11 protein-coding genes and 1 CRISPR repeat array are annotated in these 18,656 nt (G+C 57.9%); of the genes, 2 read left to right on the top strand and 9 right to left on the bottom strand.

What is annotated here, in order from left to right; genetic code table 11:
• Positions 1 to 5: 5 nt before the first annotated feature.
• The gene (oxlT, locus tag QCE79_RS25300; protein ID WP_244829241.1) at positions 6 to 1,358 is read right to left on the bottom strand and encodes an oxalate/formate MFS antiporter; all 1,353 of its coding nucleotides are present in this window, start codon (positions 1,356 to 1,358) and stop codon (positions 6 to 8) included.
• Between the two features lie 437 nt (positions 1,359 to 1,795).
• Between oxlT and QCE79_RS25295 the strand changes: the two genes are divergently transcribed.
• A complete protein-coding gene (locus QCE79_RS25295; protein WP_309850562.1) occupies positions 1,796 to 2,740 on the top strand; it encodes a LysR family transcriptional regulator in 945 nt (314 codons plus the stop codon).
• Between the two features lie 97 nt (positions 2,741 to 2,837).
• On the top strand, positions 2,838 to 3,182 hold the full coding sequence (locus QCE79_RS25290; RefSeq protein ID WP_250510265.1) for a hypothetical protein: 345 nt from the start codon (positions 2,838 to 2,840) through the stop codon (positions 3,180 to 3,182).
• A 199-nt stretch (positions 3,183 to 3,381) separates the two neighbouring features.
• On the opposite strand, the gene QCE79_RS25285 is transcribed toward QCE79_RS25290, so the two are convergent.
• From QCE79_RS25285 to cas1f, 8 genes are all read right to left on the bottom strand, one after another.
• Positions 3,382 to 4,833 carry an aldehyde dehydrogenase family protein gene (locus QCE79_RS25285; protein WP_309848503.1) on the bottom strand — a complete coding sequence of 484 codons (1,452 nt, stop codon included), beginning with the start codon at positions 4,831 to 4,833 and terminating at the stop codon, positions 3,382 to 3,384.
• A 234-nt stretch (positions 4,834 to 5,067) separates the two neighbouring features.
• Positions 5,068 to 8,773: a CRISPR direct-repeat array (repeat unit 28 nt; unit sequence TTTCTCAGCTGCCTACGCGGCAGCAAAC).
• Positions 8,774 to 8,904: 131 nt separating this feature from the next.
• Complete coding sequence (gene cas6f / locus QCE79_RS25280; RefSeq protein ID WP_244829238.1) at positions 8,905 to 9,471, bottom strand: type I-F CRISPR-associated endoribonuclease Cas6/Csy4; 567 nt, start codon at positions 9,469 to 9,471, stop codon at positions 8,905 to 8,907.
• A 5-nt stretch (positions 9,472 to 9,476) separates the two neighbouring features.
• Positions 9,477 to 10,493 carry a type I-F CRISPR-associated protein Csy3 gene (gene csy3, locus QCE79_RS25275; protein WP_309848499.1) on the bottom strand — a complete coding sequence of 339 codons (1,017 nt, stop codon included), beginning with the start codon at positions 10,491 to 10,493 and terminating at the stop codon, positions 9,477 to 9,479.
• Positions 10,494 to 10,560: 67 nt separating this feature from the next.
• A complete protein-coding gene (gene csy2, locus QCE79_RS25270; protein WP_309848497.1) occupies positions 10,561 to 11,628 on the bottom strand; it encodes a type I-F CRISPR-associated protein Csy2 in 1,068 nt (355 codons plus the stop codon).
• Positions 11,625 to 13,025, bottom strand: a complete 1,401-nt coding sequence (gene csy1 / locus QCE79_RS25265; protein ID WP_309848494.1) for a type I-F CRISPR-associated protein Csy1 — start codon at positions 13,023 to 13,025, stop codon at positions 11,625 to 11,627. Before csy1 ends, csy2 begins: the two co-directional genes overlap by 4 nt.
• Positions 13,026 to 13,171: 146 nt before the next feature.
• Positions 13,172 to 13,369 carry a transposase gene (locus QCE79_RS25260; RefSeq protein ID WP_309848492.1) on the bottom strand — a complete coding sequence of 66 codons (198 nt, stop codon included), beginning with the start codon at positions 13,367 to 13,369 and terminating at the stop codon, positions 13,172 to 13,174.
• 427 nt (positions 13,370 to 13,796) lie between these two features.
• Positions 13,797 to 17,303, bottom strand: coding sequence for a type I-F CRISPR-associated helicase Cas3f (cas3f, locus tag QCE79_RS25255; RefSeq protein WP_309848490.1), 3,507 nt, complete (start codon positions 17,301 to 17,303; stop codon positions 13,797 to 13,799).
• On the bottom strand, positions 17,300 to 18,292 hold the full coding sequence (cas1f, locus tag QCE79_RS25250) for a type I-F CRISPR-associated endonuclease Cas1f (RefSeq protein WP_309848487.1): 993 nt from the start codon (positions 18,290 to 18,292) through the stop codon (positions 17,300 to 17,302). The genes cas3f and cas1f overlap by 4 nt, the downstream gene beginning before the upstream one ends.
• Between the last annotated feature and the right edge of the window lie 364 nt (positions 18,293 to 18,656).

Below are 18,656 nucleotides of genomic sequence, written 5' to 3'. Positions count from 1 at the left end.
CTCGCTCACTGCACCGACGGTTTGCGCGGCGCGTCGCTCCAGCCCGCCTGAAACGACGCGTTGATCGACGAATCCGCGGCCGTTTCGGCGACCGTGTTTTCGATCCAGCGTTTGCGCATCGGCGCGAGCACGAACTTAGCGCACAGGCCCGCTGCAATCGACGTAATCGCCGCCGTGATGAAGACCGCGTTCCACGAACCGATCGACGCGAGCACCGAGGCAAGCGGCACCAGCATCGACGCCGTGCCTTTTGCCGTGTAAAGCGTGCCCGCGTTGGCCGCCGCGTACTTGCTGCCGAAAGTATCCGCGCAAGTGGCAGGGAAAATCGAGAATATCTCGCCCCAGCACAGGAACGTAAGCGCGGCGAACAGCATGAACATGTACGGGTTGTGGCCGAACTGCATCAACCCGAGCAGCGCTACGCCTTCGCCCAGAAAGATGATGAACATGGTGTTCTCGCGGCCGATCTTGTCCGAAATGAAGCCGCACAAAGGCCGTGTGAAACCGTTGCACAGGTTGTCGATGGACAGCGTCATCGCAAGCAGCGGCAAGGTCACGCCGAGGATATTCACGGGCATCTTCGCGAAGCCGTATTCCTTGGCGATGGGGCCGAACTGCGCCGTGGCGATCACGCCGCCCGCCGCGACGAACACGAACATCAGGTACAGCACCCAGAAGAGCGGCGCACGCACCATCTGCCCGGTGGTGTAGTCGATTTTCGTGGACACCACGCGCTTGGCCGGAACCACGTTCAAGGGCGGCTTCGGACGAATCAGCATGAGCGCGAGCAGGAAGATGCACACGCCCTGGAAGATGCCGAAGAACATGAACGCGTGCTCGTAGCCCGCACTCTGAATCATGTTGGAGATGGGGATGACCGTGACCGCCGCGCCCGCGCCGAAACCAGCGGCCGTCAAACCCGCCGCAAGGCCGCGCTTGTCCGGGAACCACTTGAGCGCCGTGCCCACGCACGTGCCGTACACGCAGCCCGCGCCCACGCCCGCCACCACGGCCGCGATGTAGAGATGCATGAGGCTGGTCGCATGCGCATCGATGCACCAGCCGATGGCCGCGCAGATCGAGCCGCCTATGACGACGGGCCGGGGCCCGAACTTATCGACGAGCCAGCCTTCGACGGGCACGAGCCAGGTTTCGGTGACGATGAAGATGGTGAAGGCGGTCTGGATCGCCGCTTGGCCCCAATGGTGCTTGGCATCCATCGGTACGACGAACAGCGTCCATGCATATTGAAGGTTGGCGACGAGTCCCATGCACAGGATACCGATCGTCAACTGAACCCATCTGTTGTGATGACGCCCGTGCGGTTGCCCGGACACAACCGTGTCTGCGCTTGCCATGTCTGTCTCCGTTATTCATTCGCGCTCGTGCGGCGCTTGATTTACAGCGAGATGCCGGCGCGAGTGCATCGATATGCGCGTCGGCGGCGTGGCGGTCGGTCAGGGAAAGTGCTCGGGTAATGCGACGCGGGCGTGGGCGTGGCAACGCGTATCGAACAAGGCGATGGATGAGAACATCCGGCAAGCATCCGCGTCAGGCGATCGAAGAATCATTTCGAGCGATTCCCAATAGAGCTGGATGGTTGATGCGGCCTTTGCAGGCTTCGTTTTTTGGCTGGGTACTAAAGATGCCGCGCCGTGGGGCCGTGCGCTTCGCCCTTGAAAGTCTTACAGACTGGCAGGACGTGAAAGCATCGTGGGGGATATAAACGATTAAGGAAAGTTAGAAAAAATTATTGTATAAATTCAGTATCGTGAATGGATGAGGGCCCGCCGTGCTGCGTAATGCTACCCTGCGTCAACTCAAAATCTTCGAAACGGTTGCACGCCGGTTGAGCTTTTCCCGCGCGGCCGAAGAGCTTTATCTCACTCAGCCGGCTGTTTCCACTCAGGTCAAACAGCTCGAAGAACATGCGGGCATGCCGCTTTTCGAGCAACTCGGCAAAAGGATTTATCTGACGACCGCGGGCAACGAGATGCTTCATCACAGCCGCGCGATCCTCGAACAATTCCGCGAAGCCGATGACGCCATGGCGCGGCTCAAAGGGGTTTCGGGCGGTACGCTCAACGTGGCGGTCATTAGCGCGGGCGACTACTTCTTTCCGCGCTTGCTTGCGGCATTCACCAAACGTAATACGGATGTCCGCCTCAATCTTGCGGTTCATAATCGCGAGGAACTGCTGCATCAACTGACTGATAATCTCACCGACTTGGCCGTCATGGTTCGGCCGCCGCGCGATATGGACACGGTGAATATCTCTTTCGCGCCGCACCCGTATGTGATCGTTGCGCCGCCGGATCATCCACTGGTCGGGCTCAAGGACGTGCCGCTAGAAGCGCTTGCGGATGAACCGTTTATCGTTCGTGAGCGCGGTTCCGACACGTGGAATTCGATGGAAGAAGGCTTTGCCGGCCGTCTCGCCAATCTGAATGTGGCAATGGAGATAACCAGCACGGAAACCATCAAGCAGGCTGTCATTGCGGGCATGGGCGTGAGCTTTTTGTCTGCTCACACCATCAGCATGGAATTGCAAGTTGGCAAACTCGCGGTGTTGGATATCAAGGGTTTTCCCGTCATGCTCAACTGGTTCGTCGTTCATCGCAACAACAAGCGTTTGCCTCCGGTTGCCTTGGCATTCAAGCAATTTCTCGTCGATGAAGGCGCGGCTCAAATCGAAGCGATTACGCATATTGTCGCGAGTACCGGTAAACCCGATGTATAAGTCATCCAAAATATAAACGCGAAGAAAGTTTAATTTTCGTAAATGGATCGAGTTCCCTATCCTGCATGGAAGCCCCACGGCCATACAGGAGACGAAAATGAGTCATGCGACCTTAAGCGACGACCGCGAAGTTCAGGCGCAAGTGTGCGCTTTCAATACTGCATTCGAAGAGCTCGACCTGATGTTCCGTTGGGATGCCGATACCTACCGCGCGCTCGCTTCGACCGAAAGCGATTACGGAAAGATCGCCCAATATATCGCGACGCATTCGCCGCATCTTTTGAAGGCTTATAGCGCGGAGTTTCTTTGCGGCGCAATTGTCGAGCGGAAGAATTCGACACTCGAAGCGTGCCGCCAAAACACCGTGCAGTATGAAGACAGCACGCAGCGCGCGCGGCTTTGGCGTGCGCGGGATGACGAAGGAAAAGAGGTGCGAGCTTGATTCTCGGCTTCGGTATTCGTATGGAACGTTGAACGCGCTTTCATGATTTTCGAAAGGCGGACCGGCATTAGTGCGGGCCGCCTTCCGGCATTGGGTTGTGCAGGTGCCGCAATCCGAACGCCGACGAACGCGCTTTCTACAGAAACAAGCAGCAGCCTTTATTCAAAGTTCAAAGCTGCCGCTGTTTGCAAAGCCCCTATCAAGGCGTCAAAGAAACCCAAACCGCCTTGGGCTCCGTAAAGTTTTCGATGGCGACATCGCCGTGTTCACGGCCGAAGCCGGAATCGCCGGAGCCGCCCCAGGGCAAGCGCACATCCGTATAGCCGTAAGTGTTGATCCAAACCGTGCCCGCCTTGAGCCCCGCCGCCATGCGATGCACGCGTCCGATATCCGCGCTCCACACGCCCGCCGCGAGGCTATACAGCGTGCCGTTCGCGATGCGTAGCGCGTCGGCTTCGTCATCGAACGGAATCACGCTTGCGACCGGTCCGAAGATTTCTTCCTGCGAGATGCGCATCTCGTGTTCGACGTTCGCGAATACGGTCGGCTCGACGAAGTAACCACGCTCGCCGACGCGCCGTCCGCCCGTCACGAGCGACGCGCCCTCCTCCTTGCCAATGTCCACGTAATTCAGCACGCTCTGCATTTGTTTGGCGGAGATGACGGGGCCCATGTTGGTTTCCCGCTTCGACGGATCGCCGAGCTTGATGGTGCGCGCGCGCTCGGCGAGGCGCTCGACCACTTCGTCGTAGACCGTGCGTTGCGCCAGGATGCGCGAGCCCGCCGAACACACCTGCCCTGCGTTGAAGAAGATGCCCGAGGCGGCCGCGCGCACGGCGCCGTCGATGTTGGCATCCCCGAAAATCACGTTGGCGGATTTGCCGCCCAGCTCTAGCGTGACGCGTTTGAAGTTGCCTGCCGCGCCTTGCAGGATGCCGCGTCCGACCGATGGTGATCCCGTGAACGTCACTTTGTCGATGCCTGGATGCGCGACGAGCGCATCGCCGACGACCGAACCCTTGCCCGTCACGATATTGAGCACGCCGGGCGGCACGCCGGCTTCGAGCGCGAGCCGCCCGATCATCAGCGCGGAGAGCGGCGTGATTTCGGCGGGCTTGACGATCAGCGTGCAGCCGCAGGCGAGCGCGGGCGCGATCTTCCACATGCCGATCATCAGCGGAAAATTCCATGGCACGATGGCCGCGACGACGCCGACCGGCTCGCGCACGGTGTAGGTGAGCGCGTCGGGTCGCGCGGGGACGACCTGGCCGTTGATTTTGTCGCACCAGCCGGCGTAGTAGGTCAGCGTGTCGATGGCGGCGGGCACGTCTTGCCGATGCACGGCCGCGATCGGTTTGCCGCCGTCTAGACTTTCGAGCGCGGCGAGTTCGTCCTGATTTTGGCGCAGGAGGTCGGCGAGCTTCATCAGAATGCGCCCGCGATCCGCCGCGCGAATGGCGTTCCATGGCTTGAGCGCTGCGCGGGCGGCGATCACGGCGCGATCGACATCGGCGGCGGTGCCTTGCGCGACGTAGGCGATCGGCGCTTCAGTGGCGGGATCGAGATTCGTCGAGTATTCCGCGCCGCCGGGCCGGACGAACTCGCCGCCGATCAGCAGTTCGTAGCGCTTCAAATCCGTGGTGCTTGCCATGATCGTCTCCGCTTTTATCGAATCGTGTCATGGTGGGGCACTTACGGCGTTGTCGATAGAAAAACATTCTTATCGTTTGTATAGGGTGGGGTGTATGGGTGGGTGGTTTCGGGTTTCTTTGGCGGCTTGGGCGAGCGGGCGGAGGGGTTTGGGTGATGGCTTTTCAGTCGTGGTTTTGGCGGTTGGTTACGCGGCGGCAGACTGTCCCAAGGGGCAGCGCCTGAATCAGTAACATTTCTCAGTTGCCTAGGCGACAGCAAACTTGAATGGTGATTCAGCGGACGTGCACGTTGATTTCTCAGCTGCCTGCACGGCAGCAAACCCGCTCTTCGCTCAAGAGATCGAGACTACGCCTTTCTCAGCTGCCTACGCGGCAGCAAACCTGTCAGACGCGCGAAAATCTCCCGGCCATGTTTTCTCAGCTGCCTACGCGGCAGCAAACAATATCTGTGATTGTCGGCGTATTTTATTGGTTTTCTCAGCTGCCTACGCGGCAGCAAACACCCTGTCGCACCAGTCGCGGGCTATCTGCGCTTTCTCAGCTGCCTACGCGGCAGCAAACGTCTTTACCCATCGTGCGATTCCAAGTTCGCATTTCTCAGCTGCCTACGCGGCAGCAAACAGGGACGATTTAGCCGGTTTTCCGATCTTCCGTTTCTCAGCTGCCTACGCGGCGGCAAACAGTACGTCTACACAGCTGCGAACGTCGTCGAGTTTCTCAGCTGCCTACGCGGCAGCAAACCCGCTCTTGCGTGCGACATCGATCCACTCGTCTTTCTCAGCTGCCTACGCGGCAGCAAACCCGCCGTCGCTACCGACGCTGAGACGATTTCCTTTCTCAGCTGCCTACGCGGCAACAAACGGGATGGACGCGGGCTTGTCCACGCTCGAAATTTTCTCAGCTGCCTACGCGGCAGCAAACTACCGCTATCGCTATTTCAACGCTCGCCGGTTTTTCTCAGCTGCCTACGCGGCAGCAAACATGGGAAAAGCTCAAGCGCTTGGGATCGGACTTTTCTCAGCTGCCTACGCGGCAGCAAACACCGGGACGTCTGGGTCGGCGAACCCATCATCTTTCTCAGCTGCCTACGCGGCAGCAAATCCCATTATCGAAAATCTGCGCAGCGTCGCGCATTTCTCAGCTGCCTACGCGGCAGCAAACAGATCAACCGGGCTGGCCCCGTTCGATCGACTTTTCTCAGCTTCCTACGCGGCAGCAAACCTGGAAGACGTTGCAAGACGGCAGTTCGATCTTTTCTCAGCTGCCTACGCGGCAGCAAACGCCTTGATCACGCCGACGGAATTCAACGTGAACTTTCTCAGCTGCCTACGCGGCAGCAAACAAATCATTCAGGAAGAGTTCAAGTTTTGCGTCTTTTCTCAGCTGCCTACGCGGCAGCAAACATCTTGATCTGACACGCCGCGCGGAATGCGGTTTTCTCAGCTGCCTACGCGGCAGCAAACTTGACGGCGGCGCTTATGCACAGGTGTTGAGTTTTCTCAGCTGCCTACGCGGCAGCAAACAATGCCACTTGCGCGCTGATCACCTTTAGGTCTTTCTCAGCTGCCTACGCGGCAGCAAACATGGGCGCTGGTCGTGGCAACAAATGCTGTATTTTCTCAGCTGCCTACACGGCAGCAAACGCGAGAGCCGCGTACTGCTGCGTCGTCACGACTTTCTCAGCTGCCTACACGGCAGCAAACTGTGACCGCGCGCTGCAATCGCGCATCCTCGCGTTTCTCAGCTGCCTACACGGCAGCAAACTCGGTTTGATGGCTGAGCCACCTTTGCAAAGTTTTCTCAGCTGCCTACACGGCAGCAAACGTCAAGTCGTTCTATGCGCAGCGCGGTGCGGATTTTCTCAGCTGCCTACACGGCAGCAAACGAGGTCACCGGCCTCGTAATGCGCAGCGTGACTTTCTCAGCTGCCTACACGGCAGCAAACGAGGCGCGCGCCCTGGACGAAAGTCTTGTGCCTTTCTCAGCTGCCTACACGGCAGCAAACATCGATGTGATCATTTGATCGCCGCGCGCGATTTTTCTCAGCTGCCTACACGGCAGCAAACCGTGAGCTCAAGTCGCTCGGCTACATCATCGACTTTCTCAGCTGCCTACACGGCAGCAAACTCCGATGACGTCCAACATCGCCGCTGCGACTGCTTTCTCAGCTGCCTACACGGCAGCAAACCGACTCGCCAATGCTGCCGTCTGCGCGGTGCTTTTCTCTGCTGCCTACACGGCAGCAAACTATCACACCGCTGGCGAAGCGCGCGCCGCGACCTTTCTCAGCTGCCTACACGGCAGCAAACTTCCAGTTCGCCGGATACCGACTGCGGTTCTCATTTCTCAGCTGCCTACACGGCAGCAAACATTCGCACCGGGAAAAACGGAGTGCACATTTGGTTTCTCAGCTGCCTACACGGCAGCAAACAGCCGGATAGCATCGAAAGACAGATCGCCGTGTTTCTCAGCTGCCTACACGGCAGCAAACTAGTTCGGCGAGCACCTGATCGACGAGCATCATTTCTCAGCTGCCTACACGGCAGCAAACTTGTTCTCCTCGAAATAGGTGTTTCGGCAATATTTCTCAGCTGCCTACACGGCAGCAAACATAACTGCGGCGTAACCACTGTCGCGCTTACGTTTCTCAGCTGCCTACACGGCAGCAAACTGGTACTACATGCGCTACAGCGAGAGCGGCTTCGTTTCTCAGCTGCCTACACGGCAGCAAACACCCTAGCGGCAGCGGCATAGCTACCGGTGGTTTTCTCAGCTGCCTACACGGCAGCAAACGTCTCTGTGCCGGCATCGATCGGCACGGCTTCTTTCTCAGCTGCCTACGCGGCAGCAAACATCGCGGGCCGTCAGCCGCGGGTTTGCCGCGCATTTCTCAGCTGCCTACGCGGCAGCAAACGTGATACGCCGCAAGCATTCGGGGCTTCGCTAATTTCTCAGCTGCCTACGCGGCAGCAAACGCATGGCTAAAGCTTTCGAAGTCGCCAATCCGTTTCTCAGCTGCCTACGCGGCAGCAAACGGGCAACTGTTCCGAAGTGGATCTATCCGGCTTTTCTCAGCTGCCTACGCGGCAGCAAACATACGTATCGACTTGTCGCTGATGATGCGTCCTTTCTCAGCTGCCTACGCGGCAGCAAACTTTCTGCGCGGCAAACAGGTCGTGATCTGCCTTTTCTCAGCTGCCTACGCGGCAGCAAACATTGCAACATGCCTTTGCTTAGATCGCGCCGCTTTTCTCAGCTGCCTACGCGGCAGCAAACAGATCGAGCGCCTCGCACGCGTGCGAAGGTATTTTCTCAGCTGCCTACGCGGCAGCAAACCGAGCGACGCATTAATGGGAATTGCGAAATCTGTTTCTCAGCTGCCTACGCGGCAGCAAACCAACAGCAGGAGGTATTTCCAAAGCGACGTACTTTCTCAGCTGCCTACGCGGCAGCAAACGAAATACTGACCCTCTGTGCAGTAATACTGATTTTCTCAGCTGCCTACGCGGCAGCAAACCTCGACGCGGGCGATGGCGGCGTGCGAGATACTTTCTCAGCTGCCTACGCGGCAGCAAACTCGCCTGCTCCAGCTTCGCACCGTCGCGACCGTTTCTCAGCTGCCTACGCGGCAGCAAACACAAAGAGCGACAAGCAAGAGGCGGTGTATCAGTTTCTCAGCTGCCTACGCGGCAGCAAACAGCGAACTCGGTCGGATCCATGCCAATAACGACTTTCTCAGCTGCCTACGCGGCAGCAAACGCATGGAGTCAGTACTTGATGATGAAGTTCACTTTCTCAGCTGCCTACGCGGCAGCAAACAATGGGGGGTGCCCGAGTCATCCCTTGGGTGCTTTCTCAGCTGCCTACGCGGCAGCAAACCTGACCCCGGACACTCTCACGGGGCGGGCAACTTTCTCAGCTGCCTACGCGGCAGCAAACTAGCCGACTCAAACGCCATCCCCTTGATTACTCAACAAAAGACGCCGTTCTCGCCAAATCAACCCAAATTCTCCCTCCGTCGCTAACTCATTGATTTCCCAATCAACAAACCAGCGCTCCAAAAAAAGGGTTTAGAACCACGGCACAGTTGCTCCGCAACTCAACCCATAACTATTAAACGTCCCCGGCACGCTCGCAGCCACCTCGCCCTTTTGATCGACAAACAAACAAAACGGCTGCCCTGTACTCGCGCTACGTAAATGCACGTAAGGCAAATCAGGCCGACGCTCGACCGTATCCGGAATCGCCGCAGCGGCCTGCGCTTCGGTCTCGCCCTTACGTCGCATTCGACGCCGACGCATCCGCTCGACATTGGTTTTAAATTGACGCCGCTGTATGACGCGATGCATCGCCCCCGACGGAACGCGCATAACGTCAGTAAGCTTCACATGATCCCGCATACCCTGCATCCAACCGCGTGCCATCAGCTCCTGCAATCGCGATTCGTCGCCATGCAGGCGCAACACATCGCCCAGAAAACGCGGGCTCAAACTGTATTGCGGAAAGCTAATCCCGATGTCGTCCGCACGAAACTCCACCAACGCGCGGTGCAGTTTCGCCACCAAAGCGCCAAGCAGATGCACACGGCTAAACTCCGGATCGGGCCGTAACGTGATGTCGATATAGTGAGTCGTCATGGCCGTCAGTTCGCATCGCCAAAAACACCGCCGCGAATCAGAACGGCCATGACGAAGTGCTGCTGCTCGACCGCCGGCATCTTGTCCTTGAGCAACCAGTCATCGAGGAGGTTGTAGAAGTCTTGCGTCGGCTTCAGCTTCGGATGGCGATACGCCGTGCCCTGAGTCGTGACCGACCCATAAGGCTCGACCGCAATCGGGCCAGATTCCAGCGCGTTCTCATGCCAAGTATCGATCGTTCGCAAGGCATTGCCGATTTTTTGCGAGTGAATAGCCGCGACGTTCTCCACGTGATAAAGCGTCTTGCTCTTTTCCGTCTTCTCCAGAATCAGCTCTTGAGACGGAAATACTTCCTGACCAAAGCCAAGACGCACATACGCGGTCACGCGCAGAAGCACATAGGTTCTACCCGCAAGCCCGTCGGCAATAAGTCCGCCTAGCGCCGTCACATTCGAATCGAATTGATCCATCGTGCGCAAGCCAAGCGACAACGCATCGAACGTGAGTTTCTGTACGCACTCGCCGTTCTTTTGACGCGATACTTCGACCGCCACGCTTTCCGCACCTATGCGGTTACGCCAAAGGAAGCGTCCGTTTGCCAGATTCGCGGCGTAGCGATTAGCCAGCTCAGTAAAGTCATGCTTGGCGACATAATCATTCACCACGTTTTGAAGCCGCACTCTATACGCTGCGTTATTACAAGCCGAAGGCATGCCCGTGCCCGACAGAACGCGCAACGAGAAAGTGACTCGGAGCGTGTCGGCATCGGCCGGCAGCGTGGCAACGTCCACGGTCTGCAGATTTGCATGATTGACGGCTGCATCCAATTTGGCTGCATCACCGCCCTTTGCCTTGAGCCGATTCGAAATCGTCCCACGAACCGATTTCACGCGGATACGAACCGGCGCCCATTTCGATCCGTTGTCGCGTTCATCCCAACGGCCAGAGTGGAAGACCGCATCGGACGGATCCAGCTTACGTTCAAAAGCGAGGACAGAAGCAGTAGCAATTTTCTCAGACATCTTTTTATATATTCCTAATCAAGATAAAAACAAAAGACACCACGACGAACGCGAAAGGTCGCTGCGGTCAATCAAACTCGTATTCCTCGTCATCGTCCAACTCGGTATCGGAGCGATCGTGTACGTAACCGCTACGACAGCGATACAAGCCGATCTCCGTATTGGCTTCCGCTCGCCATAGCAAATCATCCAGACTATTCAGCCGATGCGGGCTGATCCACTGACCGATTGAATACACCGTCTCTACGAATACGCAGGGAATGGACGGATCGCGCACGTTTTCGACGCTGCCCGCCGGATACGGTTTAGTGAGCGCGGCGTAGCCCACGGGTATTGGCACGGTCCAGCCTTCGCCCTTTTGTCTGTCGGGATCGGCCCAACGCACGCGCTTGGGTGCGGTGGACGATGCAGCGTCATCGGCCGCTTCTTTTTCCGGCATGGGCTGATAATTGAATCGAGCAGCGTGCAGCCAGGCATCGATCAAGCTGGCGTCAGGGTCCTTTTCGCGCAACGCGTCGTGGCGGTTCTTCAGAATATCGTCGCGGCCGATAAGCGCGTAGCCCGGAAGCCACTGACGGCGCCATCGGGCGAAATCGCGCGACCGTTTGTCGTGGCTATCCGCGAGCTCGGCCATCCAGGGTTTGGTACGCGGTCCGGGCATGAGACCGACCGGCAGCAAGGTTCCGCCAGCGACCCGCATGCGCGACACGATCTCTCCAACTTTATCGGCCCATTCGGCATATTGCTTTTCATGGTCCAGTATCGATGAAGCGATAGCGTCGTCGATTGAAACCTGAAACACCAATGTGATGTCCAGGTGCATTCGTCCTTCCTCGACGATCCCACGCGGCTGGCCATTACTGCCTACGGGATTCCGCGTTAGACGGAACTTCTTGATGTAGTCATCCGTCACCTGCTCGTCGTATCGATGACAGATCACGCCAACTTGTTGCAGTCGTAGTGGAATGCCGTCGGCGGTTAGCTTGCGTTGCAAAGCCCACATCAGCCCGGTGAATGCAGTGATGGACGGAAAGCCGTGCGTGAATGCGCCAGAAATGGCGTTGGCATTTTGTACCTGCAGATGAGGTAACACGAGCAACGCCCTGGCGGCGTCAGACATAGTAATGTGCTTCATGCTCGATCATGCCCCTGTCTCAGTTCGCCATGCGCTTTTCGAAGGAATGTCTTGTTCAGCACATTGAGCCGATCGCGCAATTCGGGCACGTGTTCTTCCCATATCGTTGCCTCGTCTTGCAATCTTCCGCGCCACTCGCGAGCCTCGTCAGACCCAACGTCGAGCAACTTTTCCTGCAACTCGCTATTGATCCAGTTTGCGAAGCGACTGCCAATCTTTTCCGACCAGTTCGTGTTCAGCCAGCGGTCACGAAAGTCTGCCTCCTCCGGAATCTCCGCGCGTAGCGGATCTAGCCAAAGCTGTTCCTCTTCGACGAGCTTTTCGAACGCTGTGTCCCTCGTCCAGCCTGCTGGCTGGAGCAAAAGTTCTCCAGCGTAGACGACGAGTTCATCGACGATTCTGTCCCACAGCCGATCTGTACGATCCCGGAACCGCATGTTGCCAGGACGGCCGCTCGACAAGTGCTCTTGAAATCGGCGAACGGCGGCACGCACCGAGCGACGCGCGGCGAGGGTTCGTTCAAAGACCGATGTTGTGTGCGCAGGGAGGTAGTTTCCTTTGCCTTTCCAAATTGGCGGTAATGAAGACAACAGATAGTTTTTGCCTCCGCGTTCGCTAGTGCATATCGAGATGTTTTGCGGCTTGGTGCCGCCTAATTCCTGCACGGCCAGATCGTGATATTCACGATCGACACCATCGTGCGGTAAGCCCTCGCGACGCGCCCGACGCGCCAACTTGTTGGCTTCGCCGAAACGAGCGTCTTGCACATCCTCGTACACGCGTTGAGCCAGCGAGGTTGGATACAGCGGCGCGATCAGATGATATTGAGCATCGTCGTTGGCGTCGTCGCCTATAAGCCAATACAAATGCTTGGCGCAAACGTGAGAACTCGCTCCGCCTTCGCGCTCGGCTGTGAGACCTATAAAAGCGTCGCGCAAAATGCTGGCTTTGACCAGATCGTCATTGAGAGCGTCCAAGGCTTGCCTATCGTTGGCGATAAGCGCCTCAAGCAGACTTATCCCGCCGACCTCCAGCTTCAGAAGCTTGTACACATCAAGCGCGGCCGCGTTGCCCGTCACGTCCATGTCGAAGCGATTGCCCAGTGCGTGGCTGCCGAATACATCGAGCGTAGACAAACTGGACGGCTTCACAAAAAAGCTAGTGCCTCGCGCTTCAGAGTGGATGGGCTTCAGTGAGTGAGTGACGGCCTGTATTTGCACGACGCGCTTCGCCGCGCTCTCGATCCAAGGACCGCGTTGATGCTCGGCGATCAGTTCTGCTCGCTTCGCATCGTCGAGGGGAAGCTTGTCGAGTTTGGCTTGGAGACGGTCATGCAAGAAGGCGTCGATTGCTGCGCGGTAGCAGCTAAATACTTCCGGCGTGCTAGTTTCCGACATACGCATTCCTATTTTAAATCTCCTTTCGAGTGAGAAGAATACGGAGAAATATGAGATGGATAATTTTGGACCGCACATCGGCGGCCACTAAAATTATCTGTTAAGTATCATTCTAGGTCCGCTTACTTTCGTAACTTTTCTTTTCATTACAATGGGGTAGGTATGTTGCGATTTGACTTTTCGGCGCGCTCTGCATCGTATTCAACGATCCAACGCCGCAAGGTCGGCTTATCCAAGCCCGTCATGCGACACACCTCACCGGCGGAGAAACCCTTCTCATAAATCATTTTGACCATCTGTACCTTGTAGCTGGTGTCAAATTGTCTACGCTTTCTTGTTGCCATACATTTGCTCCTTCAGGATGGGGGTTACGTAAAAGGGCTTGTCCGAGACGTGCAAGTATTTCGACTCGTTACCTTGACCTTTAACAATCAAATTGCTTTATTCAAGCGTCCAAGCAGATATCAGTCTTTAAATATGCATGCCTTAACAATATGATTGCCTTGAGTCAGTGGATACGCTTACCTTTTACGCTTACCGGATAGGCGCTCGATATGTCGACCGCCTCTTTACAGAGTATTTGATCGAGAGCGAACCAGTCAATCCTCAGACAAGAAATCCTTCCCCCTTATCCGCAAGATTCAGTTATTTCTGAGTACCGGACGGACCACCTTTCTAGCGTGTTAATATTCGCCATCCTATCTACCGAGTAGGTAGCTGAGAAAAGTCAGTCCTCCGTATTGTATTTCCTGCCGAACAGGCAGCAAAGCCTCACTCCTCCCTAAACCCCAGCACCGAGTGAAACCACCACCCATTCTGCGATTCATGCAAGCTAACCGTAGCAACCCTCTCCGCGCTAGCCAACGCGCTCTGTCCATGCGCGTCCGCCCATTGCCGTAATAGGTCCATCAATTCGACATGACACCACGAACCAATCCCCGGGCCGACTAACTCGGAATCACCTATCTGCTTGAACTTGTGGTGAATATCGACATACGGCGCATTGCCTCGCTCCCGCCGACCGATAACCCGATGCAACCGCAACTCATCCTCGTCCTCCGAAGGCAGCAACGCGATATCTTCGCGTCGCAGTGGATCGTGACGAAAGCGCTGCATCTGCGGCAGCACACCCGTCAACCAGATTCGAACGCGCTCGTCGTCCGTGGCGTGCCAATGCCGCGTGGCATCGTGCGATATGCGCGTACGTGACATGCTGCTCGCATCGCGCGGCCGCATCGTGTCACGCATTCGGCCATGCTCCAGGTCGATCAGGCTCTTGGAAGGCTTCAACTTGTCGGCGCGACAAATGCGCGGCCGAGCATCGATCGGCCACGAATGACTGCCTTTAGGCAGCGGCAACAACTCGCTCAAGAAGTGCGTTTGCAAATGGAAGAAATAGGCCGATTCGCCCGACTCCCGAGATACGCCGCCTGACATCTCGAACCCCGGCTTGCTGAACACCGCGTCCAGCTTCGGATTACGTCGCTCGAAGTACCGAAGATTCGTATCGAGCACAGCGATATTCGCCCGCGCCACCGCCCCCGCCCGATGCCGCCGCACGCGCCCCGCAAGCTGGATCAGCGAACGGATCGACGACGGTTCGGCAATTGCCCAGTCAGCGTCCCAATCGCGCCCAACCTCGCACACCGGCGACGCCAGCACGATAAACAGATGATCTTCCTCAGGATGCGCATCGAGCAGCGCGCGCACCGATGGATGCCGCAACGCAGGATTCCCGCCGCCTCCCTGCGCCCGACGATCGAACACCGAATCCAGTTGCTGTTCGATGTGCGATCGCGCCAGCAACGCAAACTGCGAGTGATACACGCACAAGTGAACACGCACACCGGATGCTGGCGTGCCTTGCCGATACATCGCCCGGGCAACATCGAACAACGGCTTGATATTGGCCATTCGGATAAGGCCAAAACTCACGCGCTTGCCGGTCGTTGCATCGACATCGTGATTTTGCTCATCCTGATGCAAGCTCCACGCAGACTGCAAAACGAGTGCCGCAAACGCATCGCGACGATCCCGCTCCTGCATGGTTCGCCATGTTTGCAGCGGAAGCGCGATCAACTGCGCGCGTCGTCGCACTTCGGCTTTGGCGAGTTGCGCCGAGCGTTTGCGCACGAAGGCATCGTGCGCTTGAGCGAACGTCTCGCCATCGGCACAATCGGCATGAGATTGCGCGAACTCATCGACCCAAAGACACGCCACGCGCGGCAACTCGGCCGGCCTCTCTCCGCGATTGCGCTGGTGATGACTTCGACCGTCCAAATAAGCCAGAAATAATCCATGAACGAGATCGGGCGGCAACGTCGCCGAAGACAGCAAGACCCGAGCGCCAAGCATTCCGGCCCAATGCACGAGCCGGGTCAGCGCCGGAAGATCGGCCATGTCGAAATCGTCGGGTTCGTCGAGCACCAGATCGCTCGTCATCAGGCGCAGCATCGGTGCAATCTGGCGTCCGCCTCGCAAGCTTTCGGTCGCGGGCGTCAGATGATCGACGGTGCAAACGAGCATTGGCGCGGCGATCAGGGAACGCACCTTCGGGTCGTCGGTAAGTCGCTGCAGCAGCGGATGATGATCGTTGCCCTCGAAAAGCACCTGCCCGTCTTCATTGAGCAGTGCCTGGGACGATGCAGATCCAGTGGCCTCTGCCCGAGCTTCCCAGTAATCGAACAAGGCTCGACTGGCGATGCCACCCACCTTAATCGCCAGGTGCTCGTCGTTCAAACCGAGGTCGCGCTGATAACTTCGGCCCGTCTGAAGCGTAAGCGTTCGCAGACCAATTGCAAACGCACAGCGCATGCCGAGTTTCGGGTCCGCCAGCGCATTCATGATCCGCGCGTTGCCCAAGGTCTTGCCGCAGCCCGTCGATGCCATATCGACCACGAACGCACCATGCGCGGCCGCGCGCGTCCGAATACCGGCCGCAAGATCCGCCGCTTTGTCCTGCCATTGAAACCGCGCGTCCGTATTACGCTTCTTGAGGCCGCGATGATTTTGCAGCGCGGGAAGACTGCGCGCGAGCGTCGGCAAGGAACGCGTCACCAGCGATGCATGGGCCTGTACGCCCAGCAAATGTTCGTCGAGCGTCTGATTGAAGCGCGCCTCTTGCGACGGTCCATCGCCCGGCTGTCGACGCGTGTTCGCATACAGCGGATAACCTGGATTGCGATAGCGCTTGCGACGATCATCGTCCTCTATGCTGGAATAGTGATGATCGGCGAGCATCAGACACAGCCGCGAGACATGCATGACGAATGGATCGTCGAGCGTGGCCGCAGCGAGCGTCAGACGGTGCAACTCCAAAAGTTTGCCCGCGTACCGCGCGGCCTGTTTGCGCCAGTGCGAAGTTGCCACCGGCAAGCCGTGTTTGAAACGCCAATGCGCATCGAGCGTGGCGCGGCCGACCACCTCGCGAGGCTGGTTCCAGTCGGCATCGACTTGACGGAGCAAGTCGACTAGACGAGACCGGTTGATATCGTCCGGGTATGCGCCAAAGTGCCGCCACTTGCGACACTGGTCATCGACATCGTCGGCGACGCTGCCATGTGTCATCTCCACAGGCCAGCATGGCAATCTGTGATGCGTCAGTATCAGCCAGGCAACGGTTTGCGCCAGCGGCGGCAGCGTCGCAAAAGGCTTGCAATCCTGGGCACTCAGTCCATCCAGTTCGTCGCGCAGCAAGCCGTCGAGCCATTGCGCTTGAAATGTCTTCGGATCGATGTCTTCGTCGGCGCAGCATGAGAGGCGGCTTAGCCAGTCGGCATCGTTGCGCGTATCGCCGACAAAGGCCTGAAACAAGCGTACCGATACCCATTCGTGACGATAATGGGTAGTCTCGTGCACGCCGGGCTTACGCAACTTGTCTTGGAATGCTTGTGTGGCCTTGCCGAGATCATGCAGCAGCGCGGCCAACGCGCTCAGCGCCGAGATCAGGGGAAGCCGGTGCCACGTTGTTTCATCGTCGGCGCAGAGGATGTCGCTTGTGGTCGTGTTGGTCGGCACGGCGCCTTCCGTATTGAACTGCCGCGCGTCGCCGACTATCCACATCAGTTCACTGTGATCGCGCCCGCGTATCCAGTGACACGCGATGGCCGTGTTTTTTCTGGCGCTTTGCCGCAGCAGCTTGCGTACCGTATCGAGACCCGCCTGGGTGATGGGCGTCTGCCAGGTGCGGTCGCCGCGGCGTTCGGCGAATTGATCGAGAATGCGCCGGGTTTCGGTAAGCGCGCGCTTCGAGCATTGCGAGACGAACAGGACGTTCATGAGCGTGCATCCGATGTCTGCATGCCATGTGGTGTTTCGAGCGCAATGGCCTTGAGCGTGTCGATGATGAAGTCCAGCGACTCGTCGCGCGTCAGCGCCTCGATGCAGTTGCGGCGAAACGCTTGCTCGTCATCGCCGCGCATGGCAGACAGGAACGCTTGCGGGAGGATGACGGCGTCTTTCACGAGATCGGCTGCATCGAACACCAGACCGCCGCGCCGTGTCTTGCCATGGAGGATGGCCAGACCGTGAGGCAGGCCCAGCACCCAGGTGGCTGTCGCGCCGAGACCATAGGCCAGATAGTTACCGTGATCGAGGAACCGGTTAGCGGGATCGGTGCCGCTGCCGCGTTCACCGCGCGTGAACTGGCCGTAGCCGACTGCATCGACCGCGAGCTTGAACAGGGCTTTCGTGAGACGTGCTTCGATGAGCAGTAACGCGGCGGAATCGGCGGCATCGGCAATCTGTTTGCCGAACTGCTGCACCAGCGCTTCAAAACGCTCGATGTCGACTGCGAATCCGGCCTCGCGTAACGCGCGCGCGGTCCACGCGTGCCGAAGTCGCGCGAGACGGCTCGTTTGCAAGTGTCGGGCGGCGTGAGAGCGGGCGGCGTCGTCGAACCAGAAGCGCACCCATGCTTGCAGATATTCCGTCGGCCGATATTCGCTTTGCGGCGACATCCAGGCGATTTCGATATCGATCTCGCTGGCGCTGAAGAGCGGTGTGCCACCACCGCCGCAGAAGCCCACGAGCACGCCTGCTTTGGCGAGTTCGCGCATCGCGGCTTGCGTGATGGACGTGCCGGTGCCGAGCAGGATGCTGGTCGTGTTCGCGATAGGGATGTTCCAGTAGAGGTTTCTTTTGCCGGCATCGGTGACGTACTCGACGCGGCCGCCGTTTACCAGGACGCGGCAGTGTTCGAGGTAGTAGAGGTTGGCGCGTTTGGAATGGAGGATGGTTTTTAAATCGGTGGGTTTTATGTGATCCATTTCTTTGATTTTTTTATTCGCTTCTTTGCTTCTGGGGAGGCTTGAGGTCGAATGCTTTTTGTGAACGTGGTGTCGGTGTGTTTATTTTAAGGTTTGCGTCATCTCGGAAACCTGGCGATCAACGCTGGCAGAGTGCTTTGCGCTGGGAGGGGGTGGGTGTTGGGGATCGGAGTTGTCGAGCGACGGGAGCTGTTGTTTCTTGGCTGTCTATGCGGCAGCAAATAGCAGGGCTCAATGTACGTGACCGGCCGTAAGTTTTCTCAGCTGAGCGCCGCCCGATTTCGTGATCAGATTGCCGCGCTCGTCGTAGTCGTAGCTCGTCGAGTCCAATTCCCTCAGTACGTTGCCGATGCACTTGGGCAGC

Source organism: Caballeronia sp. LZ003, from assembly GCF_031451465.1.
In the GTDB taxonomy this organism is placed as follows: domain Bacteria; phylum Pseudomonadota; class Gammaproteobacteria; order Burkholderiales; family Burkholderiaceae; genus Caballeronia.
This window is presented reverse-complemented; position numbering and strand designations above follow the sequence as displayed.